The sequence below is a fragment of the uncultured Algoriphagus sp. genome, assembly GCF_963974835.1.
Taxonomy (GTDB): Bacteria; Bacteroidota; Bacteroidia; order Cytophagales; family Cyclobacteriaceae; genus Algoriphagus.
Genome location: NZ_CAXBET010000001.1, coordinates 1,001,057 through 1,024,986 on the forward strand (window position 1 = coordinate 1,001,057; position 23,930 = coordinate 1,024,986).

A 23,930-nucleotide genomic window follows, 5' to 3' on the forward strand; every position below is an offset into this window, starting at 1 on the left:
ATCCCTTTATTAAAAAAAGCATAATTCAGATAATTCTTTTGAGGTGAAAAATTGAGCCAGATTTGCAACATCAAATAAGGCAAAACCATAATCAATTATAATATCTCAATGAAAAAGTTCAATTCCCTATTATTCACGTTTGCAGCAGTAGTGATTGGATTCACTAGCTGTGTGGATGGCAATGACAAACCAGTTGTCCCTGTTGATCCTGAAACTGATGACGTATTGGTAAATACGAACATTTCTTCTAACACTACTTGGGAAACAGGTAAAACTTATGTCCTTGGAGGTAGAATCGCAGTAACTTCTGGAAACACGCTGACTATTCAGCCAGGCGTAATTGTAAAAGGTGAAGTTGGATCCGGATCTAACGCTACTGCTTTGATCATCGCAAGAGGCGCTAAAATTGATGCTCAGGGTACAGCAACTTCCCCAATAATCTTCACTACTGTAGCTGACGAAATCATGCCTGGTGAGATCGCTTCTCCTAACCTTGAGGCAGACCTTTCCGGACTTTGGGGTGGATTGATCATCTTAGGTAAAGCTAAAGCTTCCCTTGCTGGTGATGTGACCGAAACTCAAATCGAAGGTATTCCACCTTCTGATACGAACGGACTTTACGGTGGATCTGATGATGCAGATAATTCTGGAATCCTTAAGTATGTATCTATCCGTCACGGTGGAGCTAACATCGGTGAAGGAAATGAAATCAACGGTCTTACTTTAGGAGCTGTTGGAACAGGAACTGTAATCGAAAACATAGAAGTCATCGGTAACCAAGATGATGGAATCGAATGGTTTGGTGGAACTGTAAACGTGAAGAATGCAATCATCTGGAATGCTGGTGATGACGGTTTGGATACTGACCAAGCTTGGGCTGGTACTCTTGATAACTTTATCGTAGTTGCAGGTGGCGAAACTGATCACTGTCTTGAAATTGACGGTCCAGAGGGTTCTTACAACGCTGGCCATACTTTAATGAACGGTTCTATCATAGGAAATGACGTAGCTGAGCTAGGTGACTTCAGAGATGGAGCAAGAGGTACTTTCCAGAACATTTACTTTTTCAACTTTGCTGATCCGGCTACCACAGACGGACGTGGTGACCTTTCCCTAAGCGGTGACAAGACGTTGGCAACTTTCGCTAGTGGCGACTTGAAATTCATGAACCTTGAAGCTACTCTTGCTGACGGTGTTACGTTAGCAACTGTTTTCAAAAATGGAACTGTAGCTTCAGCGACTGCTGTAGCCGCCGGTGCAAATACTGTCGGTGCGAATAAGGCTGCTTTCGCTAACACATGGTCTTGGACTTCAGCTTCAGGAGCTATTTCTGATCTAAAATAACACACACTTTTAAAGAAGGAAGGAAAGACTTGCAAGGTTACTTTCTTCCTTCTTTTTGAGTATTCAATCTAATTGCTGTATGAAAAATCAATCTACAAATCCACTCATGAAGGGATTCCTGATTTTAGTTCTGATAGTACTTTCTCAAGTAGTAGCAGGATTTGCTTTTGCCCAAACAGGTACTATCCGTGGTACTGTCTACGAAGAAGGTACGGGCGAACCTTTGTTTGGTGTTTCTGTCTTAGTGAAAGAAACTTCAACCGGCGCAGTCACTGACTTCGACGGTAAATTTGAAATTCAGGTAGCTCCTGGCTCCTATACTTTACAGATTTCTTATATCTCTTATTCTTCTATCAACCTTACCGAAGTAGTCGTAAAAGGTGGAGAAGTTAACGTGATTAACGATCTACTCATGGCCGAAGAAGCGTCAGATCTGGAGACGGTGACTGTATCTGCGTCTGCTATTAGAACTACGGAATCTGCTCTTCTTTCTGTAAAAAGAAATGCAGCCAACCTGATCGATGGTATTTCGGCAAGTACTTTTCGCCAGATAGGTGATGGCGATGCCGCTTCCGCTGTTAAGCGCGTGACGGGTGTTTCCATTGAAGGTGGCAAATACATCTACGTTAGAGGACTTGGTGACAGATACACCAAAACTGTTTTGAATGGCGTGGATATTCCAGGACTTGATCCTGATAGAAATACCATTCAGATGGATATTTTTCCTACCAATGTGATCGATAATATTATTGTTTCTAAATCTTTCACCGCCGAGCTACCTGCTGATTTCACAGGTGGTGTGGTAGATATCGAAACAAAAGATTTTCCTGAAGAAAAAACTATGCGGTTGAGCTTAAGTGGTGGGATCAATCCATCGATGCACTTCAACTCAAACTATCTGAAATATGATGGTGGAAATACCGACTTTTTAGGCTTTGATGATGGAACGAGAGCAATTCCAACAGACGGAAGAACTGACATTCCTCAATATGGTGACGCAGTAGGGAATCCTAATGGCGCAAAAGGAATGGAGTACCAAGAGATTCTTGGAAACTTCAACAAAACGCTAGGTGGATATAGAGCGAATAGCTTAATGGACGTGGGTGTGAGCTTCTCCCTTGGAAATCAATTCGCTAGACCTAAAGCAACTTGGGGTTACAATTTTGCTTTGACCTACAAAAATGAAACTGAATTCTATCAGGATGCTGAATATAATTTGTATGCCAAACCAAGAGAGGCTAACCAGACTGAATTAGAACCTTTGGAAAGACAGAGTGGTGACTTCGGAGTAAATAATGTGTTGCTTGGTGGACTTGCGGGGATCGCATTGAAGACAGATCATTCCAAATTTAAATTGAACTTGATGCACCTACAGAATGGTGAATCAAAAGCAGGTGAATTTGACTTTATCAATACCAATCTAGGCGCAAATTTCGAAGCCAAGCAGTACAACCTAGAATACAGCCAAAGAGGCTTGACAAGTGTTTTGCTAGGTGGTACGCATTATTTAAATGGAAATGACTGGGAAATCAACTGGAAAGTAGCTCCTACTAGATCTACTATTGATGATCCGGACATTAGATTTACAAGGTTTAGAGAACCAACAAATACAATTTCTACGGAAGTAGGCTTGCCTGCAAGAATCTGGAGAAATCTGGAAGAATACAGTGTCGTTGGTAAAGGAGATATTACCAGGAGAATCTCTCTTTTCGAAAGAGAAGGTAAAGTGAAATTTGGTGGAAACTATGTATACAAGCAGCGTGATTTCAATATCCAAAGCTTCCAGTTTGCAACAGGAAACACCCTTTTCAATGGAGATCCAAACGAGGTTTTGCTTGACGAGAATCTTTTCTCTGGAGACAATAGAAATGGGGTAAGATACAATGCGGACTTTATTCCAATTAATGCAAATGCCTATAATTCTATCGCAACAAACATGGCTGGTTATGCTTCATTGGAAACAAACCCGACTGAAAAGTTAAAGGCGATTGTCGGATTGAGAGTTGAGAAGTTCAATCAGTATTATACAGGTACAAACCAAACAGGAACTATCAATTATGATTTGGTAGAAGTATTGGATGATATGGATTTCTTCCCTACTGTAAACTTAATTTTCAACCTGAAGGAAAACCAAAACTTCCGTGCGTCAGCTTCCAGAACTATCGCAAGACCTTCTTTCAAAGAACTTTCTTATGCTGAAATCCTTGATCCGATTACAGGTAGAACGTTCATAGGTGGTCTTTATCCTGAGACTACGAATGGTGGATCAGAGGTTCTTTGGGACGGAAATCTAGTGTCAACTCACGTGAATAACTTTGATTTGAGATGGGAAGCATTTCAGGATAGAGGACAAATGCTATCAGTAAGTGCATTCTATAAGACTTTTGAGAAGCCAATAGAAATGGTGCAGTTCCTTGCTGATCCAGGTACTTTCCAACCAAGAAACGTGGGTAACGGTACTGTTGCTGGATTGGAACTAGAATTTAGAAAGTCATTGAAGATGATCGCACCTAGTCTTGAAAATTTCACTTGGAATACCAACGTGACCATTACTAAATCGCAAATCGAAATGTCAGAGTCTGAATATAGATCCAGACAACTTAGTGCTAGAGAAGGCCAAGTGATCGATGACAAGAGAGATATGGCTGGTCAGGCTCCTTATCTGATCAATACAGGTTTGAGCTACAACTCATTCACTACCGGATGGGAAGCAGGTATTTTCTATAATGTGCAGGGATCTTCCTTACAATATGTAGGATTTGGAAACAGGACGGATACGTATTCTGTACCATTCAATAGCTTGAACTTGAACATCAACAAGACTTTTGGAGCGGATGAGCGTATTCAAGCTGGGTTAGGTGTGGATAACATCCTGAACTCCAAGAAGCAATACGTGTATGAATCGTACCAAGCTGAAGATCAGATTTTCAGCAGCTTAACTCCAGGGACCAAAATTAACATGAGAGTTTCATTCTCATTCTAAAAGACAAATTACCACAATTGAAAAAGGCTCCTTTTGGAGCCTTTTTTTATGTCAATTTATTTATGATTTCGCTGGATTCAGGAAATTGGTGAAGGAGAGCTTTGGTTTCGAAGAGCTCAAAATCCTTGAAATCAAATCCTGGAGCAACTACACATGAGACCAATGCATAACTATTTGGCGCATCTACAGTGCTACCAAAGATGGTGTGGGATTTTACTAAATGCTGAAAAGAAGTATTAACGTTAGCTGACGGATTTCCTAAGGTGCGTTTTTGATGACCGAGCTCACTTAAAGTGTGAATTGTCAAATTGCTTCCTTCGTGAAAGAACCAGAGTTCGTCACTTTTGATCCTATGGAATTTTGAAACATTTTCTGAGGTAAGAAGGAAGTAGATAGATGTCATTAGGTCTCTTTCACCTGCATCAGTATTTATCCTTCTTTCGGATCGATAGGCTTCAGAATAGAACCCACCTTCTGGATGAGCTTTAAGTCCTAACTTTTCTATTAAGAAGTTGATTCTTTCAGACACACTCATATCAGTTAAGAGAGTAAGACTCAATCAATATCTCGACTATACGTTCAGCGGTTTTTCCGTCCCAAAGGGGAATTCCCTGATATTGCTTCCACTCACCATTCATGATTTTTTGCAAGTAGGGTTTTAACTTTACTGGATCTGTACCTACCAGTTCGTTGGTGCCCAGATGTATGGTTTCTGCTCTCTCTGTATTATCCCGTAAGGTGATGCATGGCACATTCATAACTGAAGCCTCTTCGGTAATCCCCCCGGAATCAGTAATGACTCCTTTTGCATTTTTTACTAGAAAATTAAATTCCAAGTAACCAAGAGGATCACTCATATGAAGGTTTGGCGCAGAGATTCCAAGGGACTGCAGATTTTTGGCAGTTCTTGGGTGCACTGGAAAAATAATTGGAAGACCTCCTGTTCCTTCTAGGATGGCATCGATCATCGCTTTCAACTTGTGCTCTTGATCTACATTTGCAGGTCTATGCATTGTCAACACGAAGTATTCTCCTGGCACTAGACTTTCAAAGATTTTACCTTCAGGCCTTTGAAATCTGGGCATCTGAGCCATCAATGAGTCAATCATAGTATTTCCCACATAATGGATCTTTTCTTCAGCTATACCACTTTTTCGGAGATTAGCATTGGCAATCTCCGAGGTAGTGAAAAAATGGTCTGTGATGCTATCCGTTACCATTCGGTTGATCTCTTCAGGCATGGTCAAGTCACCCGAACGAATTCCTCCTTCGACATGAGCCACGTCAATTTGAAGCTTTTTGGCTGCGATGGAGCAAGCGAGTGTGCTAGTGACATCGCCTACAACCAATACCAAATCTGGACGATTTTCGAGCAGTTCACTTTCAAAAGCTACCATGATGGCAGCAGTTTGTTCGGCCTGAGTTCCACCTCCGCCTCCTAAATTAGAATCAGGCTCAGGAATGTTCAATTGCTCAAAAAAGTCTCCAGACATCTTTTTATCATAATGCTGACCTGTATGGATGAGGCGGAATTTGACTGCAATTCCTTCTTTTTGTTTTCTGATAAACTGATGAATGATAGGTGCGATTTTCATGAAATTCGGCCGCGCACCTGCGACAATAGTAAAAGTAGCCATCGCTTGTATTTATATTCTGCCCAAAAATAGCAAATCATTTTGGAGGGAATGGAAATAAGCCTTCTTTTGGTAAGTCTGGTTTGGTTGCTTTTTTGTTTCTTTGCAGGGTTATATTTGCTTAACTAACTGAATTTGATGAATTGTAATCTTTGGTCAAAAGGAGTAAAAGCCTTTATTCTGCTTACGGCTATAATTTGTTTTTTCTCCTGTGCCGATACTCTAGAGTCAGAACGAGTAGTCTATTCAAATGATTTTTCTGATGCTAATCTTGCAGGATTTGAAAATGGAAGATTTATCATTTTTGAGAATGATACGATTGTAGGCTACTATCATAATGAGGAAGTTGCTGTGAATCTATCAGGTATTCCTTCGCATAACTTGCTGAAAGTGACGCTTGAAATCCTAATCCATGATAGTTGGGATGGGAATACTCCAGACGGAGTAAGTGGTCCAGATCAATGGTTTTTTGGAGTGGATAATGAAGAGGTATTCAGGACTACTTTTTCCAATACTCCCTGCGAATCAACTTATTGTTTATACCAGTCTTATCCAGATACATTTACTAAAACCAATAGACCTAAAACTGGAGCCATTCAAACAGATATGCCCGGCTTGTGTCTATTTGGCACCACACCAAACTATACCAGCAGATACAGCATTTCCAAAATCATTGAACATAGTAGTTCAACTGCCAGAATTTATATGGACTCTGATTTGGTAGCCACGAATTCCGGGGATCCGAAATGTGATGAGTCCTGGTCTCTTGCGGGAGTAACTGTTGAAGCCTTAACTTTGAAATGAGAATGTTGAACACAAGGAAATTTTTGAACAGTTGTCTTGGAACCTCATTGCTGTTTCTTTTAATGAGTCATTATATTTCGGCTCAGACTGTGCCTGTAGGAACTCCAGTATTGGATGATTACTTGAGACGGGCTCAGTTGCTTGGAGATGTGGATTCTTCCTCCTCATTCATGATTAGGCCGCTTTATCCCGAATCCGCCTTCAAAATAAAATATGGGTTTGATCTAGATAGCTCAGTCGTTGATATGGACTTGTCAGAAGTTCATACCTTCTTTGGAAAAGACAATAAGGGAAAATTTCTGATCATGCCGGCAGTGGCAAAATTACAATACAATTCTACTTATGCTTTTGGTGTCAATGACGGAGCCTTTATTCCAAACCGCGGATTCCAAACTATTTTAAGTCCGGGAGCTTATCTAGAGTATGGGCCTTTAAGCGTGCAATTTCAGCCTGAGTTTTTGATGGCTCAAAACAAAGATTATTTAGGTTTTCCGATTGAGCATCAGTTGAGTATTCTATTCTATTATGATTATATGAATAGAATAGATATGCCCGAGAGATTTGGAACTGATGCATATAACCAGGCATACTTAGGGCAATCCAGTATCCGGTATAATTTCAAGGAGTATTCCGTCGGTGTTTCTTCAGAGAATCTGTGGTGGGGACCGGGAAGAAGAAGTTCACTCTTGTTAGGAAATAATGCTCCGGGATTTGTCCACCTAACTGCAAATACCAGAAAGCCAGTAGAAACTACTATTGGATCATTTGAGGGGCAATTGATTGGAGGCTTCTTAAAGTCCTCCGGATTTTTACCTCCTTGGCCCGATTACCGAATTCAGGAAAATAGTGTTTTAGTCCCAAAACCTGAGGATAATAAGCGGTTTTTGTCTGGAATGGTGCTTACCTATCAGCCTAAATGGGTGCCAGGTCTATTCCTAGGGTATGGATCTACTAGCCAAGTATATAGAAAAGATATCACGGATATAGGAGATGTGCTACCTATATTGAATGGGAGAAAAAAAGCTAAGAATATTGTAGATCCTACACAGGAAAAGAGACAGCAATTCAGTTCAGGTTTTTTTAGATGGCTGAGTCCTGAAGGACATTTTGAATTCTATGGAGAATACGGCACTAGGGATAATGACCGGAAACTCAATGATTTCATGATAACTCCTGAAGCAGGGCGTGCATTTACCTTTGGCTTTTCACATTTGATGAATCTGCGTCAACCTGGACATTATTTCCAGATCAGTTCTGAAATGACACAAACAGGACAAACCATCAGGGAAGATATTAGAGCTCTTAATACTTGGTATATTCATGATCACGTAGTCGACGGCTACACAAATAATGGCCAGGTGTTAGGCGCAGGAAATGGACCGGGAAGCAATGTGATTTTTGTGGAGTTTGCCTGGGTGAATGAAATGAATAGAATTGGCTTCCAAATGGAGCGGATTGTTTATAATAATGATTATTACTACTATCGATACGAGGCTTCTAAAGATTGGAGAAATAAGTATGTTGACCTTGTACCTTCACTGATAGGTGATTGGAAATTTGGAAATGTTTTGCTCAATGCCCGATTGCAATATGTAAGCACATTGAACTATAAATGGTATTTGGAAAATAATCCTGATCAGTATTTTGTTCCGGGATATGACCGGAAAAATTTCGTAGGGCAGGTTGGTTTCGCTTACATATTCCAATAGGAGTTTGATTAATTAGATTTATGAAAATAGAGAAGAATAAAGTGGTAGCAGTGTGCTACGACCTGAAAGTTGACGATGGTGAGACGGGAATGGTTCCCTATGAATCGATACCTGAGGACAAACCCTTTTATTTTTTATATAACGCAGGTGAGGTGTTTCCAAAGTTTGAAGAAGCTTTGCTGGGTAAGTCTGCAGGGGATTCATTTACAGCGGATCTAAGCTATGATGAAGCGTATGGGGATTATATGGAGGAGAAAAAGACGGTGATTCCAAAAGCAAACTTTAAGGAAAAAGGGAAGATCAACAAAGATTTACTGCGAGTTGGGAATGTCATTCCTATGCAGGATAATAATGGGGGTCAGATCCGCGGAGAGATTACTAAAATTGATTACATAGGGGTCCACATGGATTTCAATCCGCCACTGGCAGGATACGATTTATCTTTTGTAGGCAAAATTATCTCGGTAAGAGACGCACTTCCTGAAGAATTGGAACACGGTCATGCACATGGTCCAGATGGACATCATCATCACTAAAAAATCAAAATGCCCTTTTCTCAGAACAGGGCATTTTTTATATCAAATTTGGGAGGTTAGTTCTTCACGTAATAGCACAAAAATCTTTTTAGCTCCCTTTTCAGATTAGAATTTAAATTACTTTGAGCTAGCTGTAAGATTTGCCTGTTCTTCCGCTAGTGCCTTTAGGCCATCTATGCGGTCTGAATTATAAAGTTTCAGTGCTTTCTTTAATTGATTCGATGCCTGCTCGAAGCTTTGCTCATTAAAATGGGAGATGGCATCGTTGTAATATTGTAATCCTGCCAGTTGAATAAGATCGACTTTCCTGAAAATAGCATTGTCCGAAAGATCTATTTTTGGTGCCCCTAATCGCTGATTAAGTGATTGAAGTTGTACAGTGTTGTCCGCTTTGTAACTTTCCAGATAGGCAGCAACTTCTGAAGGTGCGGTAATCATTCCTCCGATCGGAAGTGTGCTTTCCAAGATGATGTCTTTTCCTTCAAAATTCACCACAATAAATACATGGTAATCTGTTTCGACTACTTTATAGTCAAATTGGTAGCGATCCAACAGCAAGGCTAAGGCAGCAGAAGCACTCACGCAGTCAAACTTTCCTTGCTCAAGCATGTCATTAAAAGTAGAATGCTGTTCGTAAGTTTTAAATAATTGCTGATGGGATTTTTCAAAGAGCTGACGAAGCACATTTATATGCTTACCTTTTTTATTGTATTTGTCATCCAAATCCGCGAGAAGGCCAAACCATTTCTCATCTGAAAGAGATTGCTCGGCCCTTACAGCTCTAAAAAGTAAATAAGGATTTTCCCGACCTGCTTCCCAAAATTCCTTTTCTGTGTTGCTTTCAAAACGTATTTCCTCCGAAGGTATCACAGCATCTTGTGCATTGGCTAGAGAGCCAAAAACAGAGATAAATAGATATGTGAGAAATACTTTTTTCACCTTGGATGAAGCTAATGTTACTATTACACGAACAATGTTAAGTAAAGTTAACAATTTGGTAACATTAAAACATATAGTAATCCAAAACTTAACAATGGAATAATGTAAGTGGTCAATATTCAGTATCAGTTACATATGCAAGCCTCTGATACTTGGTTCAAATGATTACTAACTATTCGTGATGGTAAGGTTCATTCCTCAGGATAGTAAACCCACGATAAAGCTGCTCGATAAAGAACGGGCGAATCATCTGGTGTGAAAAAGTCATTTTGGAGATGGAAATCTTTCCATTTGCACGTGCATAAACCTCCTCCGAAAAACCATAAGGCCCACCAATTACAAATGTCAACTGTTTCAAACCCGAGTTCATTTTTTTCTGGATATAGCTGGAGAAATCGATGGAATTGTAACTTTTGCCGCGCTCATCCAACAAAACCAAATCGTCCGAAGAGATCACTTTTTTCAAAATTAACTCTCCTTCTTTTTGTTTTTGGACTGTCTCTGAAATGGACTTCGTGTTTTTCAGGTCTGGGATGATTTCTAAATCAAACTTTATGTAAAAATTAAGTCGCTTTGCATATTCCTCTATCAGGTCTACAATTGCTTTGTTGTCAGTTTTGCCGATTGCAATGAGTTTGATTTGCATATCCAAATATCAGAAATTCTAAATATCATTTTTTTGGAAAGTGATGAATTTGGCCTTTGAAGGCAATTGAATCAGCTTTTTTATAACATCTGTATTTTGAAATCTTATGAATTAAGAAATTGAAAAACAATTACTTATCCGTTTTGTTATGGCTAATGAAACAACAAAACTCTAAAATTTAACAACCATGAAAAAATTAGGAATAGTAACGATGTTAATGATGCTCGTTATAGCATCATCATTTGTACCCAAGACCAGAAGCATTCACGAGACGGAAGTTGATGCGGATATTGTCGAGCTAGCTATGTCTCAGGATTTTTTGAGCACATTGGTTGCAGCGGTAAAGGCGGGTGATTTAGTGGAAACATTGAAAGGAGATGGTCCATTTACAGTGTTCGCACCCACCAATGATGCCTTTGCAAAACTTCCCGCCGGAACGGTTGAAAACTTGCTAAAGCCGGAAAATAAAGCTCAGCTTGTTAAAATCTTGACTTACCATGTAGTTCCTGGTAAAGTGATGGCCGCAGACCTCAAAAATGGTCAAATGCCAAAAACAGTGGAGGGGAGCTCTATTGAAGTAACCTTGATGGATGGAAAAGCAATGATTAACAATGCTACCGTCACCAAAGCGGATATTGAGGCAGACAATGGTGTGGTACATGTGATTGATACAGTGATTATGCCTCCTATGTAAGGATGGATAATTTATGAAAGGAAGCCTGTCTTGATAGACAGGCTTTTTTATTGTCTTCGCTTTTTTAACTTTATTAGACAGATTCCAAAAACCATATGTCTATGAAAAATTTATTTCTGACCTGTTTTTTTATACTCACTTTTTTTCAAGCAAAATCCCAATCATCAAATTCACCTTACTTTCTTTCTGATCCTACATTAACTCCTGATGGAGAAACCATCATTTTCAGCTATGAAGGAGACTTGTGGAAAGTCCCCGTTTCTGGTGGTCAATCTGCTCGGATTACAGCTATGCAAGGAGTAGAAAATAAGCCTGCAGTTTCTCCTGATGGTAAATGGTTAGCCTTTTCTGCGGAGCAATTTGGTAATACTGATGTATATGTGATGCCCATTGCTGGAGGTGAGATTCGGCAGATGACTTTTCATGAAGCAACGGATGAAGTGGAATCCTGGAGTTGGGATAGTGATAAGATTTATTTCACATCAGACCGGTATAATCGCTTCTCTGGGTATTCCATTGATTTAGATGGGTCCACACCAACCCGACTTTTTCCTCATTACTTTAACACAATCCACAATACGGTAATTAATCCTAAAACAGGTGAGATCTATTTCAATGAAACCTGGGAAAGCAAGAACTTCGCTCACCGCAAGCGATACAAAGGTGAATACAATCCCGATATCAAATCTTACAATCCTACCACAAAAGCTTTTACCCAATATACTGATTATGAAGGCAAGGATTTCGGTGCTACGATAGATCAAAATGGAGAGGTCTTCTTCATGTCCGATGAAGCAAATGGGGAATATAATCTGTATACATTCAAAGGGAAAGTGAAAACTCAATTAACAGATTTTCCCACTTCTATCATGTGGCCAAAAGTAAGTGCCAACGGGAAGAAGATTGTTTTCAGAAAGGACTATCAAATATTCGTTTACGATGTGGCTTCGGGAGAGACTACCAAGCCTGAAATCAGTGTATTCCAGAATCAAACATTGGGTCAAGATATCCCGAGAAAAGTAGAGGGTAATCTAAGCTATTTCGATGTTTCGCCGGATGGAGAGAAGATGGCATTCCTGTCTCGAGGAGTGCTCTTTATCTCAGATGTAAAAGGGAAGTTTGTAAAGCGGATCCCAATTGATCCCAAAGAAGCTGTGGAAGAGGTGAAGTGGTTAGCGGATAATAAGACCTTATTATACTCCCGTACAGTAAAGGGTTATCATAATTGGTTTACAATATCTGCACAGAATCCAGGGGAGGAGAAACAGCTGACAGATGATAAGGATAAAAACAGAGAGCTGACGCTGAATAAGGACCGAAGTCTCGGTGTCTATATAAGTGGCAGAAATGAAGTACGTGAGATTGATCTAAAAACACTGGAAAGTAAAATGCTGGTGGAAGATGAGCTTTGGGGTCTATATACTCCTAAAGCTCATTTCTCACCAGACGATCAATATGTAGTCTTTTCCCCGATTCGCAATTTCGAGCGCGAAATAGTGATCTATGACCGTGCTACCAAGAAGACACTAAATCTTACTGAAACGTTGGTAACTGAGACAAATCCGGTTTGGTCGCCAGACGGCAAGTACATTTATTTTATTACTGATCGTACCCATGCGAGCTATCCTTTTGGAACTACTGATGCACACCTTTACCGCATGAAGTTGGACAAGTTTGCCGACCTCTTTCAGTCAGATAAGATAGATGAATTGTTTGCTGAAAAGTCCAAAGAGGAAAAAGATAAAAAGCCTGAAGAAAAAGTGAAAGTAAAAATAACTCCCGGGGATTTCATGGATAGGTTGGAGCAGATAGGTCCAAGTTTCGGAGAGCAATCCTCTCCATATATCTACCAGAAGGATGGCAAAACACATGTTTTTTATACTTCAAATCATGATGAGGGAGTATCCAAATTGTGGAAAACTACCTTGGAAGATTTTGAAGATTCCAAAACCGAGAAGGTTAGTGACCAGCGTATAGGAGGCTATGAAATCGTAGAGTCTAAGGAAAAACTTTATCTTTTGGCTGGTGGAAAAGTCAGTACGCTGGATCCAAATTCTAACAAAACTGAGGAGATTAAAATCTCTGAAACCTTTGCCAAAAACCTTCAAAATGAGTTTCAGCAGATGTATTATGAAGCGTGGGCAGGTATGGAGCAGAATTTTTACGATGGTGATTTTCACGGGCAAAACTGGCAGGAACTACGTGATCGCTATGCTGAATTTTTGCCGTATGTACGTAGTAGAGAGAATCTTCGGGAGATTTTTAATGATATGCTTGGTGAGCTGAATACTTCACATTTTGGGTTTTCTTCCAATGGTTCGGAGGAAGAAATTTACTTAGGTAGCAAAACAATGGTCACGGGTATAGTCTTTAAAGAAGATGCTCCATTTGTTGTGGATAAAGTTTTGAAAGATAGTCCTATGGATTTGGAACCACAGCTTGTCTTGCCAGGTGATGAGTTGATCGCGGTGAACAGTATATCTGTGGATAAGTCCAAAAACCGGGAGACGTATTTCATTGCACCAACTATAGCTAAGGAAGTAGAGCTTACTTTCAACAGAAAGGGGGAAACTGTCAAGGTGAAGGTGCATCCAGCCTCTTACTTTGAGATGAAGAACTGGCTGTACGACGAGTGGATGGATGAGAACGAAGCGTACGTAAATGAGAAAACCGGTGATCGTATTTCCTATGTTCATATGAAAAATATGGGAGGAGCAGAGCTCCATCATTTTTTGCAATACATGGTTTCAAATAAAGGAAATCGGGATGGTTTAATACTTGATCTGAGATATAATACTGGTGGAAATGTTCACGACGAGGTATTGCAATTCTTAAGTCAAAAGAGCTATCTGCAATGGAAATATCGTGATGGCGCTTTGACCAATCAGCCTAACTTTTCCCCGTCAGACAAGCCAATAGTACTCCTGATCAATGAGCAGTCACTGTCTGACGCAGAGATGACAGCACAGGGTTTTAAGCAACTGGGTTTGGGTACAATTGTAGGAACAGAAACCTATCGATGGATCATATTCACTTCAGGTCAAGGGTTGGTGGATGGTTCTTTCTACCGACTTCCGGCATGGGGATGCTATACGCTGGATGGACGTAACTTGGAGAAAGATGGAGTTGAGCCGGATATCCGGGTAGAAGAGGGATTTGTGGATAGGGTGCAAGGAAACCAAAACCAGCTGGATAAGGCTATAGAAATAATAATAGGAAAGGTGAAGTGAGATTTTAAAAAAGCAAAATTGACTTATTATGTTGAGGCCAATCTTACAAGGAGTTTCGAAAATCAATCAGATAAATAAGGTATGAGGAAAGTAATTGCAGCATTTAACATGACGTTGGATGGGATTTGTGACCACACCGCTGGACTGCCGGATGAGGAAATACATCAACACTATACAGAATTATTAGATCAGGGAGAAGCAATTCTGTACGGGAGGAAGACTTACGAATTGATGGAATTCTGGCGAACTCTGCTCGAAAATCCTTCCGATGAAAAATCAATGAATGACTTTGCCGTAGCCATTGACAAAATCCCAAAAATTGTTTTTTCTCGTACTCTTCAAAATGCTGATTGGGAAAGTGCAACCCTGGCAAAAAGGGACCTAAAAGATGAAATTTTAGAGCTTAAGAAAAAATCAGGGAGAGATATTTTAGTTGGTAGCCGCAGTTTAATTATTCAACTATTGAACCTTAACCTGATAGACGAATTGCAATTGTGCATATATCCTGTGGTCGAAGGGAGCGGTTTACCACTGTTTGAAGAGATTAATGACAGGATTATTTTTAAACTCGTAAAAACCAAAAGCTTCAGTGGAGGAGCTGTTCTTATTTACTACCAACCAATAAAGAGTTAGATCCATAAATCAAATATCCAAGAATTACATAGCAGGTTGAGTTTAATTAACTTAAAGAGAAAGCCATTCGCGCTAAATCAAATTTCATTTATCAAAAAGATAGATCTTTAAAGTATAAAGAATAATAATCCAGACACCTAACATATAGCAAAGCATGTTTACTATAGCTCAAATTAAAGAAGTTCACAGCAAAGTGAAATCTGGTGCAGACTTTCCTGCTTACATACAGGATATCAAAAAATTGGGTGTTAGCTTTTATGAAACATTTGTAGCAGACGGCCACACAGACTATTATGGAGCTAAGGACTATAAGACCTCGAGTCCTGCTAGCTATCAAGTAATGATTGTTTCTGAAACTTCTGATGTAGAACAATTTAAAGCGCGTTTGAAAGCACATCAACTAGGAGAAACTGATTACCCTACTTTTTGTAGCGACTGTGCAACTGCAGGTATTGAAAAATGGGTTGTTGATACGGAAAAGATGAGCTGCACGTATTACGATAAATCCGGCAAACCGATTTTAGTAGAAGCTATCCCCCAATAAACTGTATTTAATCCATCAAGTTCTACTTATATAAAATCCAATTAGAGTTAAACCTAGCTGATGACATTCATAATTGGTCCTCTTTAATTTTACTCTATTATTTGATATCTGTAAATGCAAAAGCCTCCCAAATCGGGAGGCTTTTGCTATATATTGGGGAAGCGCTTATTTGATCAGCTCTTTACGCTTCAGGATAGTTTCCATAAATTTCCGCTCATTTTCAGAATTAAAAATCCGGAATGGTAGATGGATAAACTGCGCTTTGGACATGTAAAGCAGGTATGCGTCTTTCCTCTTCTCGGCGGTTTTAATCATATTCCATTGTACAGGCATTCCTTGCTTCGTGTTGATTTTCATCAAAATCTGGCGGCTGTCAATTTCGTAAGCCATCTTGTCGAAGATAACTTTGTTTTGCTCCATCTGAGTTACTCCCGTAAATTGTATTGCCCAAAACAATACATATAATCCGTAGGCTAAAACTGCACCTATAATCCACCAAATCGAAGGAATCCAGAAATATCCACAGGCGATAGCTACAGCTATTGGTATCACCCACCACTGTTGTTTTAGTATGTTGACAAGGGCAATTTTTATGTAAGTCCCGGTAGGAAGCTGATATTTCTTTGTTTTTACGATCATCACTTAGGTTTTTCAGTGCGCAAATATCCACCTATCCGTGGGATTTAGCAAGCCGAATTAAATCATAAAACTGGCATTTCCTTTGAAACAAATTGCGCTAGCCATTGATTTACTAATGGTATTCAACTATATTATCTAAAATTTTTCACCATGAGCAGTCTTGTAGTAGATTTGATTCTTTGTGGTTTGGCTTATGTCATTCTCATCTATGTGATGGCTACCATTACCAAAAAATCCCTGAGAAAGGGTGATAGCAGTGAGGATGATGGAGATGGTGGAGTAGAAGATCTTACTCCTCCCAAAATTGATTTGCCACCGGGAGTGTTGTGGCCAAGTGATTCTCCGAAATCAAGGGTTCCGGAGCCAGTTGAATTTTAATGACACTTGTCGCAAATTCCCTGCACTAACAAACTCATTTCTTTCTTTTTGAATCCCGCTGGTAGTTTAATACCAGGAAGGTTGATGGATTCCAGACAAGTCGTTTCCCCACAAATTTCACATTTGAAGTGTACATGCTCGTGATTATGCTCCTTCTCTTCATGCGAGCAAAGCGCATATTTAGTTGCCCCACTGTCATCGAGAACTTTGTGAACCACATCCTTATCCACAAAAGTCTTAAGTGTACGGTAGATGGTCACCCGATCAAACTGACTGTCCAATGATTCCTCAAGATCTGAATGGGCCAAAGCCACTTGCTTGTCCAGAAACTCGCGGATGATTTCCTGACGACAATCTGTGATGCGAAGTTTATGACTTTGTAAAATGGAAAGAGGTGATGACATGCTCATGTGTTTGAAACAAAACTAATCAAAAATTGATTTCAAGTTATAAATATCCTGTTCCATATGGCTTCGAGAGGAGTTAGGTCTTGACGTTTATTTTACCAAAGCGATTAAATAAAATATTTACTTGGAGGGTTAATAAAAAAAATGGGAGTCAATTTGACGCCCATTTTCTTTGTTTAATTTTTACTTTGGATCCAAGATTGCATTTATTCTTTCGAGTGCGTCTTCCAGATGAAGTTTAGACATTCTGTCTGAAGTTCTGGATATAGCTGACCGAATATCTCTTTGTAATGTCTTTAATTCTCCCCTTGCCATAGGTCTGATGTCAGATTGGGAAGCATTGATCTGAGGTCCCAGGTACCTTCTGTATGCAGCAGGGATAGTTGGTCCATCACTGGTCATCAAGTATTCCATTCTTTCTACATAAGCTCTCTGCAAAGCTCTTCTATGAACGTCAATGCTTTTTCCTGCTGAAATCTCAGACCAGACACCTTTTCTTAAGTCATCAAATAATTCAGTGATTTTATAAGCGTCATTGCCATTTAAGGCTTCATTTTCAATCACACGACCTAATCGACCAAGATCCAGCAAAGAGTTCAATGTATTTACCTGTACTCCGCGGATAGTTTCTAAAGCTCCAAAATCAGCAGTTCTTGCGAAAATCTCATCGTTCATCAGCCAATCCTGAGTAGCGAATAACTCTTTATTTAGGAAAGCGACAGCTGACTTCTGGATGTCTTTGGATGTATGTGTGTAAATAGGTTCTTGCTGAGATACAGCTCTGTAAACTTCAGCCACCCCACCAACATTCGTTTTTACATGACCCATGTAGCGATTATATTGAGATATCACTTGGCCATACATTTCCTTTAAGTCATCATAATCTTTGAAAGGCTTGTCCGTTTCAGTTGTCCATTTCTTAAGATTTGGCACAATTCGCTTTAGGTTTGCAATGCCATAGTCCGAAGCTTTCATTGAATTGTCACCTAAATCTTCACTTTGCGCAGTAGGGTCATAGCTGTTGCCTTGTCGTCCATATCTATAGACAGGATCATCCTGCTTAGCCATGATCCATTCGTTCAATATTACTTGCTCATCTTCAGGAGTAGCTGCATCCAAAATAGGACGATAACCCCAAGCGACAGCGTACTTGTCATATGGGCCTACATTTGGCATCAAGCTTACTCCCTCGTCACCGGGTTGCGCGATATAGTTGAATCGTGCATAATCCATGATAGATGGAGCTGTTCCCATTGCTTTTGTAAATTCAGGATCTCTTAGCTTTTCTACTGGATAAGCGTGAGAAGAGGCGAAGTTGTGAGGAAGTCCCAATGTGTGGCCAACTTCATGTGAAGAGACAAACTGGACCAATCTACCCATCACCTCATCCTTGAATTGCACACTTTGGGCGTCAGGATTAATAGCTGCAGTTTGGATGAAATACCAATTTCTCAGCAAATTCATCACATTGTGATACCATCCGATGTCTGACTCTAAGATCTCTCCCGATCTAGGATCCGAGACGTGAGGTCCATAAGCATTCTGGATATCTGAAGCGAAATATCTGATCACAGAATATCTGGCATCCTCGGGGCTCCAATCAGGATCTTCTTCTTTCGTCGGAGCCTCTTTTGCGATAATCGCATTTTTGAAACCGGCAGCTTCAAATGCGACTTGCCAGTCATTCACTCCAGCTATCAAATACGGAATCCACTGTTTTGGAGTAGCGGGATCTATATAATAGACGATTTGTTTTTTCGGCTCTACTAATTCTCCTGCTTTAAACTTCTCAATATCCTCATCTTTTACTTCCAATCTCCATCTATCAAGGAAAGTGCGGTTAGCTGCTTTCTGGGCATTCGCTCCATAATCGACTATAGAACGGCTGAACCAACCCACGCGCTGATCAGCGAGGCGTTGCTTCATTGGCTCTTTTGGAAGCAAAAGCATGGAAGAGTTCATTTCCAAGGTGATAGAGCCAGTTGAGCTATTAGAAGGTGGTTCACTGGCAATGTAGGTCATTACATACCTAGCTTCAATGTTAATCGGGTAAGTGTGAATATGATCTATGTAAGATCTATCAGTATCCAGTCGGGTTACTTTATATTCTGTCCGAGCTCCTTTAGGAAGTCCCAGAGCTTGTACGTCCTTCGACCACAAATCTGTCACCTCGATAACAATTCCAGTAGAATCTGTCGCAAGAGATTTGATGGCAAACTTCTGAAGTAAAGGTTCCAAATTTGAGTTCTTCACTGCCATGGCAATAGGAAGAGAGTCAGCCGCGTAGTTATTTACAGAAATAACCTTTAGATGGATATCGTTGTTATTCTTTTCCCAGCGAAGCATCAGCGTGTTTGTACGCTCGCCTCCATAGCCAAGTCCGTCTGCGGTTTTAGCGATAGTGGTGACCATAAGCATGTCTCTGCCAAGCAGGGAGTCAGGAATCTCATAGTAATACTTATCTTCAATCTGGTGAACTTTAAAAAGTCCGTCATTTGATTTTGCTTTTGCAGTGATTATTTCCTTGTAAGCTTTTGGATCTGAATCATTGGCTTTTGGTTTGGCAGGAGTAGCTGGTGTTGTAGCTTCTTTTTTAGAATCTTTTTTCTTCTTTTTCTGAGCAAAAGATTCTGTAGAATAGAACATAACACCCATTACACCTAACACCAGAGTTAATCTTCTAAGTAATTTGGGTATGGTATTTCTCATCATTATTATTTAGTTAAGTAAATTCTAAACCCTGAATTTCCCTATTGGAAGTTTAAGGCAGATTCATTTTTGATGATCGGTTATATAGTGGAATTAAAGGTAAATCAGTGGTAAAGTCATACAAAACAGTGATAATTGGCGGTGGATTAGCAGGTCTTACTTCGGCCTATACGCTCGCTAAAAGTGGGCATCATGTACTATTGATCGAAAAGAGAAAATATCCTTTTCATCGTGTGTGCGGAGAATATCTATCCAATGAAGTGATGGAGTTTCTGCAAAGAGAGCAGCTGTTGCCGACAGGCTATGATTTTCCTTGCATGAATAGTTTTCTGTTTTCTGATACTTCAGGAAGAAGTACATCAATTGCGTTGGATCTTGGAGGGATTGGTATTAGTAGGTATGTTTTAGATGAGTATCTTTTCCAAAAAATAATTGAAAAAGGTGCAGAAGTAAAAACTGGCGTTCAGGTTACCTCTGTATTATTCGACGAGGTAGAAAACCGATTTCGACTTGAACTGACAGGCGGTGAATTTATACTAGGTGATTATGTCATCGGGGCTTTTGGTAAGAGATCAAAAGTCGACAAAGTGTTGCAGCGGCACTTTATGAAAAAGCGAAGTCCCTATATAGGAGTGAAATACCACATTAAAACTGATTTTGATAGAAGTGCGGTCGGGCTTCACAATTTTGAAGGAGGCTATTGTGGTTTGAATGCAATAGAAGATGGCAAGGCCAATTTTTGTTATTTAGGAAACCGGGATCAGCTCAGGAAGTATGGTTCCATCGAGCAGATGGAGCGGGAAGTTTTATGGAAAAATCCGAATATTAAGCATCTATTTAATGAAAGTGAGTTTCTGTTTGAAAGACCGGAAGTGATCAACGAAATCAATTTTGAAAGGAAAGCCCCGGTGGAAAAGCACATCTTGATGGCGGGAGATGCGGCAGGATTAATCACTCCACTCTTTGGTAATGGAATGGCGATGGCTATACAATCGGGGAAATTTGCAGCGGAGGCAATTTTACTCGGGAAATCCAGAATTGAGATAGAAAAATCCTACGAGAGGAACTGGAAATCAATTTTTGCACAAAGGCTTTGGCTGGGAAGAATAGTACAGAAAGTAATTGGCTATAAGGTCACCTCATTTTTTATGAAGAATCTAATTCAGCATGCACCTGCTGTAGCCAACCAAATTATCCAAAATTCCCACGGCAAACCTTTTTAATAACCGAGAGCCTGAAGTATTTGCGTGTTTTCAAAGAAATAATAAATGAAAAAAGCATTTAGAGAAAGGGCGGAGAAGTAATTCATTCCCATTGCCCAATTGTAGTTCGCGTACTTCGTGGGATTCAACCGGATGAAATTAAACCAAATCAAAAAGTAAATCATGATAGGAGTCATAGCAGCTAGATAGACCCAAAGTATTTGAGTTTGATTTCTGTTAAGGAAAAACCACGCGAAAGCAGCCCCTGTAAGCATAAAGGCTATTGCGGAGAAGAGAAATGTACCTTTGATTCCCAAGACCAAACTTAGCGTGCGGTCACCTCTTCTGGCATCTTCTCCATGCTGATATACTTGAGTCAGTGGGTAATTTCCCCACAGCATCAAACTGGTCAAAAGTCCAGGAATAAGTACATGAGGCTTATAAAGTACTTCCCATTGTAAATTACTGATGCCAGCATAAGTCATCGCAAAAGTGAAATATCCCTGGAAAAAGCCTGCAATAAACCAGCTAAGCCACGGATATTTTTTGATTCTTACAGAGGGATGCGAGTAGGCCATGCTGACTGCTCCATAGATGAAAAGCATGAGAGCAAAACTGAAATTAATACTCGCACCTATTATGAGCGCAGTCAGAAAGAAGATCAGGGAAAGCCAATAAAGATCTTTGGTAACTTTTGGGGGATTCTTCAAGCCCCCAATACTTTCTTCATCCTTGTCAAAATAACTGTTGTAGCCATTACTGGATGGATAGAGAAAAAGATGAAGTGCTATAAAAACCCATAGAATCCGTGACTCATTATGATTAGAAGTGAGTGCCAATGCAAAGAAGAACACTGGCATCAAAAAGAGCGAAAAAGGAATGCGAAGATGCTTAAGGCTGGAAATAGAAACCATAGTTTAATTTAAATAAGCATCATAACTTTTTCCTACACGGGAAGTTATACAGCATTCTCCCAATTTAGAAATAAACAAGTAACTTGATCTAATGAAATATTTGGTGAGAGAAACTTTTCGGCATTGTATTAGGGTGAGAAATTCTGGCATGTCACCCGAAAAAATAATCTCTTTAAAATCCTTGAGTCCAAATATTTCCCTATGAATAGTTGTTTAGTAAGTATTGGCTTGGCAAATCCGGGCAAACCGATTGATCAGGCTTCTATTGCATATTTTATGCAAAAAGCCCATCAGCTCGATGAAGAGGAAGCTAGGAAACTGAATTTTCTTTATCGAAAATCCGGGATTTCCAGCCGTTACAGCGTTTTGGATGATTTTGAAAAAACTGAACCAGAAGACTTTACATTTTTTCCCAAGTCAAAGGATTTAGAGCCGTTTCCAGGCACAAAAGCTAGAATGGCCGTTTTTCAACAAACTGCGCCTCAGCTTTGTGAAGATGCTGTATTTGATTGCCTTCAAAAAACTAAGATATCAGCCTCAGAGATCACTCATTTGATATTGGTCTCCTGTACAGGAATGGTGGCACCGGGAGTAGAACTGGATTTAATGAAGCGCTTGGAGTTGGATGATTCTGTGGAGAGGTATTGTCTGCATTTTATGGGATGCTATGCGGCTTTCACTGGATTGAAATTGGCAGATAAAATACTTAAGGCAGAGCCTGAGGCTAAAGTAATGTTGGTGTGCGTTGAGCTTTGTACGTTGCATTTTCAGAAAGAGTATGTGGAAGATAATATTCTTGCCAACTCACTTTTTGGGGATGGAGCTGCCGCCGCGCTGGTGATGAATTCCGAGTCCGGATTGAAAATTGATTCATACCTGAGCCAAGTGCTTCGGGAAGGTGAGGAGGATATGGCTTGGGGAATCGGGGACTTTGGATTCGAAATGCGATTGAGCAAATATATTCCGGTACTCTTGGATCAAGGCATAATCAAATTGAAGGAGAAATTTGAAGAGAAATTTAGGTTGTCCAGGTTGAGTAACTTTGCTATACATCCCGGAGGAAAACAGATTTTGCAGAAAGTACAGGAGGCATTTGGCTTGCCTGATGCTGTAAATGAACATGCTATGGAAGTCTTAAAGCAATTCGGCAATATGTCTTCCGTTACAATACTTTTTGTATTGGAAAGGATGATGCGTGATGATAAGGTTCAGGGAAAAATTCTATCTATGGGATTTGGTCCTGGGTTGACTTTGGAAACCTTACTTCTGGAAAAGCAATGAGTATTTTTTCGCAGCGAAGTGAGCAAAAAGAGTTGATGGATGATTTCAATTGCTCTGGTGAAGAGCTGAAACAAACATTAAAAGAGCTGAAAACTATCAATCGCTGGCTGGGAGGAAACTATGTGACAACAACAGGCATTGCACAGGTTTTCAAAAGACATCCCCAAGACTCTTATATGATAGCAGATATAGGATGTGGAGGAGGTGATATGATCAGGGTGATGAAAGATTGGTCCAGAAGTGTCAAAAAACAGGTGAATTTTATAGGAATCGATGCCAACAGGAACATTATTGACCTCGCAGCAGTTAGGTTAGCTGACTTGCCTGAAGTTATTTGGAGAGTCCAAAATGTTTTTGAGGCAGAATTCTCGGAAGAAAAAGTAGATATAACTACTTGCACGCTCTTTACACATCATTTTACAGATAGCGAATTAGTCCAATTGCTGAGGTCTCTCAGGGAAAAATCAAGGTTGGGCATAGTGATCAACGATCTCCATAGGCATCGAATTGCTTATTATAGCATACAGTGGCTAACCAGGATTTTTAGCAAATCCAAAATGGTACGGCATGATGCTTCACTATCTGTCTTAAGGAGCTTTTCTAGGTCAGATTGGAAAAGAATATTGGAATCTGCCGAAATTAATAATTTTGAAATCAGTTGGCATTGGGCTTTTCGCTGGCAAGTCATTATTTTATTTTAGTAA

At 39.9% G+C, this 23,930-nt stretch carries 21 protein-coding genes; 13 read left to right on the top strand and 8 right to left on the bottom strand.

Annotated features, from left to right (window positions below; translation table 11 throughout):
• Window positions 1–108: 108 nt before the first annotated feature.
• The gene (locus tag AACZ73_RS04395) at window positions 109–1,344 is read left to right on the top strand and encodes a hypothetical protein (protein ID WP_339875738.1); all 1,236 of its coding nucleotides are present in this window, start codon (window positions 109–111) and stop codon (window positions 1,342–1,344) included.
• Window positions 1,345–1,423: 79 nt separating this feature from the next.
• Window positions 1,424–4,327: a TonB-dependent receptor gene (locus AACZ73_RS04400; protein WP_339875740.1), complete on the top strand. Its 2,904-nt coding sequence runs from the start codon at window positions 1,424–1,426 to the stop codon at window positions 4,325–4,327.
• Window positions 4,328–4,373: 46 nt separating this feature from the next.
• Here the strand turns inward: AACZ73_RS04400 and AACZ73_RS04405 are convergent, their stop codons facing one another.
• Together AACZ73_RS04405 and wecB are read right to left on the bottom strand one after the other, a co-directional pair.
• Window positions 4,374–4,856: a cupin domain-containing protein gene (locus AACZ73_RS04405; RefSeq protein WP_339875741.1), complete on the bottom strand. Its 483-nt coding sequence runs from the start codon at window positions 4,854–4,856 to the stop codon at window positions 4,374–4,376.
• Window positions 4,857–4,863: 7 nt separating this feature from the next.
• Window positions 4,864–5,964, bottom strand: coding sequence for a UDP-N-acetylglucosamine 2-epimerase (non-hydrolyzing) (wecB, locus tag AACZ73_RS04410; protein ID WP_339875742.1), 1,101 nt, complete (start codon window positions 5,962–5,964; stop codon window positions 4,864–4,866).
• Window positions 5,965–6,099: 135 nt separating this feature from the next.
• On the opposite strand from wecB, the gene AACZ73_RS04415 reads away from it, so the two are divergent.
• The 3 genes from AACZ73_RS04415 to AACZ73_RS04425 all read left to right on the top strand — a co-directional run bounded on the left by AACZ73_RS04415 (window position 6,100) and on the right by AACZ73_RS04425 (window position 9,010).
• Entirely contained in the window at window positions 6,100–6,765 is a 666-nt protein-coding gene (locus tag AACZ73_RS04415) for a hypothetical protein (protein WP_339875744.1), read from the top strand.
• 62 nt (window positions 6,766–6,827) lie between these two features.
• Entirely contained in the window at window positions 6,828–8,474 is a 1,647-nt protein-coding gene (locus AACZ73_RS04420; protein WP_339875746.1) for a capsule assembly Wzi family protein, read from the top strand.
• A gap of 20 nt (window positions 8,475–8,494) precedes the next feature.
• Entirely contained in the window at window positions 8,495–9,010 is a 516-nt protein-coding gene (locus AACZ73_RS04425; protein WP_339875748.1) for a peptidylprolyl isomerase, read from the top strand.
• Window positions 9,011–9,127: 117 nt separating this feature from the next.
• On the opposite strand, the gene AACZ73_RS04430 is transcribed toward AACZ73_RS04425, so the two are convergent.
• Window positions 9,128–9,949, bottom strand: a complete 822-nt coding sequence (locus AACZ73_RS04430; protein ID WP_339875749.1) for a hypothetical protein — start codon at window positions 9,947–9,949, stop codon at window positions 9,128–9,130.
• Window positions 9,950–10,121: 172 nt separating this feature from the next.
• The gene (rlmH, locus tag AACZ73_RS04435) at window positions 10,122–10,595 is read right to left on the bottom strand and encodes a 23S rRNA (pseudouridine(1915)-N(3))-methyltransferase RlmH (protein ID WP_339875751.1); all 474 of its coding nucleotides are present in this window, start codon (window positions 10,593–10,595) and stop codon (window positions 10,122–10,124) included.
• Between the two features lie 187 nt (window positions 10,596–10,782).
• Here rlmH and AACZ73_RS04440 point away from each other — a divergent pair, with 187 nt between their 5' ends.
• The 4 genes from AACZ73_RS04440 to AACZ73_RS04455 all read left to right on the top strand — a co-directional run bounded on the left by AACZ73_RS04440 (window position 10,783) and on the right by AACZ73_RS04455 (window position 15,696).
• On the top strand, window positions 10,783–11,289 hold the full coding sequence (locus tag AACZ73_RS04440; RefSeq protein WP_339875753.1) for a fasciclin domain-containing protein: 507 nt from the start codon (window positions 10,783–10,785) through the stop codon (window positions 11,287–11,289).
• 101 nt (window positions 11,290–11,390) lie between these two features.
• Entirely contained in the window at window positions 11,391–14,519 is a 3,129-nt protein-coding gene (locus tag AACZ73_RS04445; RefSeq protein ID WP_339875754.1) for a S41 family peptidase, read from the top strand.
• Window positions 14,520–14,600: 81 nt separating this feature from the next.
• Window positions 14,601–15,152: a dihydrofolate reductase family protein gene (locus tag AACZ73_RS04450; RefSeq protein ID WP_339875755.1), complete on the top strand. Its 552-nt coding sequence runs from the start codon at window positions 14,601–14,603 to the stop codon at window positions 15,150–15,152.
• Window positions 15,153–15,306: 154 nt separating this feature from the next.
• Complete coding sequence (locus AACZ73_RS04455; RefSeq protein WP_339875756.1) at window positions 15,307–15,696, top strand: DUF1398 family protein; 390 nt, start codon at window positions 15,307–15,309, stop codon at window positions 15,694–15,696.
• Window positions 15,697–15,861: 165 nt separating this feature from the next.
• Here AACZ73_RS04455 and AACZ73_RS04460 read toward each other — a convergent pair whose 3' ends face one another.
• Entirely contained in the window at window positions 15,862–16,335 is a 474-nt protein-coding gene (locus AACZ73_RS04460) for a YcxB family protein (protein ID WP_339875758.1), read from the bottom strand.
• Window positions 16,336–16,485: 150 nt separating this feature from the next.
• Between AACZ73_RS04460 and AACZ73_RS04465 the strand changes: the two genes are divergently transcribed.
• Window positions 16,486–16,713 (top strand): hypothetical protein, encoded by a 228-nt coding sequence (locus tag AACZ73_RS04465; protein WP_339875760.1) that lies wholly within the window; start codon window positions 16,486–16,488, stop codon window positions 16,711–16,713.
• On the opposite strand, the gene AACZ73_RS04470 is transcribed toward AACZ73_RS04465, so the two are convergent.
• Complete coding sequence (locus AACZ73_RS04470; RefSeq protein WP_339875762.1) at window positions 16,710–17,117, bottom strand: transcriptional repressor; 408 nt, start codon at window positions 17,115–17,117, stop codon at window positions 16,710–16,712. The genes AACZ73_RS04465 and AACZ73_RS04470 overlap by 4 nt on opposite strands.
• Before the next feature lie 186 nt (window positions 17,118–17,303).
• The gene (locus AACZ73_RS04475) at window positions 17,304–19,832 is read right to left on the bottom strand and encodes a zinc-dependent metalloprotease (protein ID WP_339875764.1); all 2,529 of its coding nucleotides are present in this window, start codon (window positions 19,830–19,832) and stop codon (window positions 17,304–17,306) included.
• Window positions 19,833–19,936: 104 nt separating this feature from the next.
• Between AACZ73_RS04475 and AACZ73_RS04480 the strand changes: the two genes are divergently transcribed.
• On the top strand, window positions 19,937–21,052 hold the full coding sequence (locus AACZ73_RS04480; protein WP_339875766.1) for an NAD(P)/FAD-dependent oxidoreductase: 1,116 nt from the start codon (window positions 19,937–19,939) through the stop codon (window positions 21,050–21,052).
• Here AACZ73_RS04480 and AACZ73_RS04485 read toward each other — a convergent pair.
• Window positions 21,049–21,945 (bottom strand): UbiA family prenyltransferase, encoded by an 897-nt coding sequence (locus tag AACZ73_RS04485; protein ID WP_339875767.1) that lies wholly within the window; start codon window positions 21,943–21,945, stop codon window positions 21,049–21,051. The two genes, AACZ73_RS04480 and AACZ73_RS04485, sit on opposite strands and share 4 nt — an antisense overlap.
• 201 nt (window positions 21,946–22,146) lie before the next feature.
• Here AACZ73_RS04485 and AACZ73_RS04490 point away from each other — a divergent pair, with 201 nt between their 5' ends.
• Entirely contained in the window at window positions 22,147–23,226 is a 1,080-nt protein-coding gene (locus AACZ73_RS04490; RefSeq protein ID WP_339875769.1) for a type III polyketide synthase, read from the top strand.
• The gene (locus AACZ73_RS04495) at window positions 23,223–23,927 is read left to right on the top strand and encodes a methyltransferase domain-containing protein (RefSeq protein WP_339875771.1); all 705 of its coding nucleotides are present in this window, start codon (window positions 23,223–23,225) and stop codon (window positions 23,925–23,927) included. Before AACZ73_RS04490 ends, AACZ73_RS04495 begins: the two co-directional genes overlap by 4 nt.
• Window positions 23,928–23,930: the final 3 nt, after the last annotated feature.

Excerpts from the sequence above, each read along its gene's own strand:
- AACZ73_RS04465 (WP_339875760.1), top strand. The coding sequence starts at position 16,486 with ATGAGCAGTCTTGTAGTAGATTTGATTCTTTGTGGTTTGGCTTATGTC.
- AACZ73_RS04470 (WP_339875762.1), bottom strand. The coding sequence starts at position 17,117 with ATGTCATCACCTCTTTCCATTTTACAAAGTCATAAACTTCGCATCACA.
- AACZ73_RS04425 (WP_339875748.1), top strand. The coding sequence starts at position 8,495 with ATGAAAATAGAGAAGAATAAAGTGGTAGCAGTGTGCTACGACCTGAAA.
- AACZ73_RS04415 (WP_339875744.1), top strand. The coding sequence starts at position 6,100 with ATGAATTGTAATCTTTGGTCAAAAGGAGTAAAAGCCTTTATTCTGCTT.
- wecB (WP_339875742.1), bottom strand. The coding sequence starts at position 5,964 with ATGGCTACTTTTACTATTGTCGCAGGTGCGCGGCCGAATTTCATGAAA.
- AACZ73_RS04445 (WP_339875754.1), top strand. The coding sequence starts at position 11,391 with ATGAAAAATTTATTTCTGACCTGTTTTTTTATACTCACTTTTTTTCAA.
- rlmH (WP_339875751.1), bottom strand. The coding sequence starts at position 10,595 with ATGCAAATCAAACTCATTGCAATCGGCAAAACTGACAACAAAGCAATT.
- AACZ73_RS04490 (WP_339875769.1), top strand. The coding sequence starts at position 22,147 with ATGAATAGTTGTTTAGTAAGTATTGGCTTGGCAAATCCGGGCAAACCG.
- AACZ73_RS04495 (WP_339875771.1), top strand. The coding sequence starts at position 23,223 with ATGAGTATTTTTTCGCAGCGAAGTGAGCAAAAAGAGTTGATGGATGAT.
- AACZ73_RS04440 (WP_339875753.1), top strand. The coding sequence starts at position 10,783 with ATGAAAAAATTAGGAATAGTAACGATGTTAATGATGCTCGTTATAGCA.
- AACZ73_RS04395 (WP_339875738.1), top strand. The coding sequence starts at position 109 with ATGAAAAAGTTCAATTCCCTATTATTCACGTTTGCAGCAGTAGTGATT.
- AACZ73_RS04455 (WP_339875756.1), top strand. The coding sequence starts at position 15,307 with ATGTTTACTATAGCTCAAATTAAAGAAGTTCACAGCAAAGTGAAATCT.
- AACZ73_RS04485 (WP_339875767.1), bottom strand. The coding sequence starts at position 21,945 with ATGGTTTCTATTTCCAGCCTTAAGCATCTTCGCATTCCTTTTTCGCTC.
- AACZ73_RS04400 (WP_339875740.1), top strand. The coding sequence starts at position 1,424 with ATGAAAAATCAATCTACAAATCCACTCATGAAGGGATTCCTGATTTTA.
- AACZ73_RS04420 (WP_339875746.1), top strand. The coding sequence starts at position 6,828 with ATGAGTCATTATATTTCGGCTCAGACTGTGCCTGTAGGAACTCCAGTA.
- AACZ73_RS04450 (WP_339875755.1), top strand. The coding sequence starts at position 14,601 with ATGAGGAAAGTAATTGCAGCATTTAACATGACGTTGGATGGGATTTGT.
- AACZ73_RS04475 (WP_339875764.1), bottom strand. The coding sequence starts at position 19,832 with ATGATGAGAAATACCATACCCAAATTACTTAGAAGATTAACTCTGGTG.
- AACZ73_RS04460 (WP_339875758.1), bottom strand. The coding sequence starts at position 16,335 with ATGATCGTAAAAACAAAGAAATATCAGCTTCCTACCGGGACTTACATA.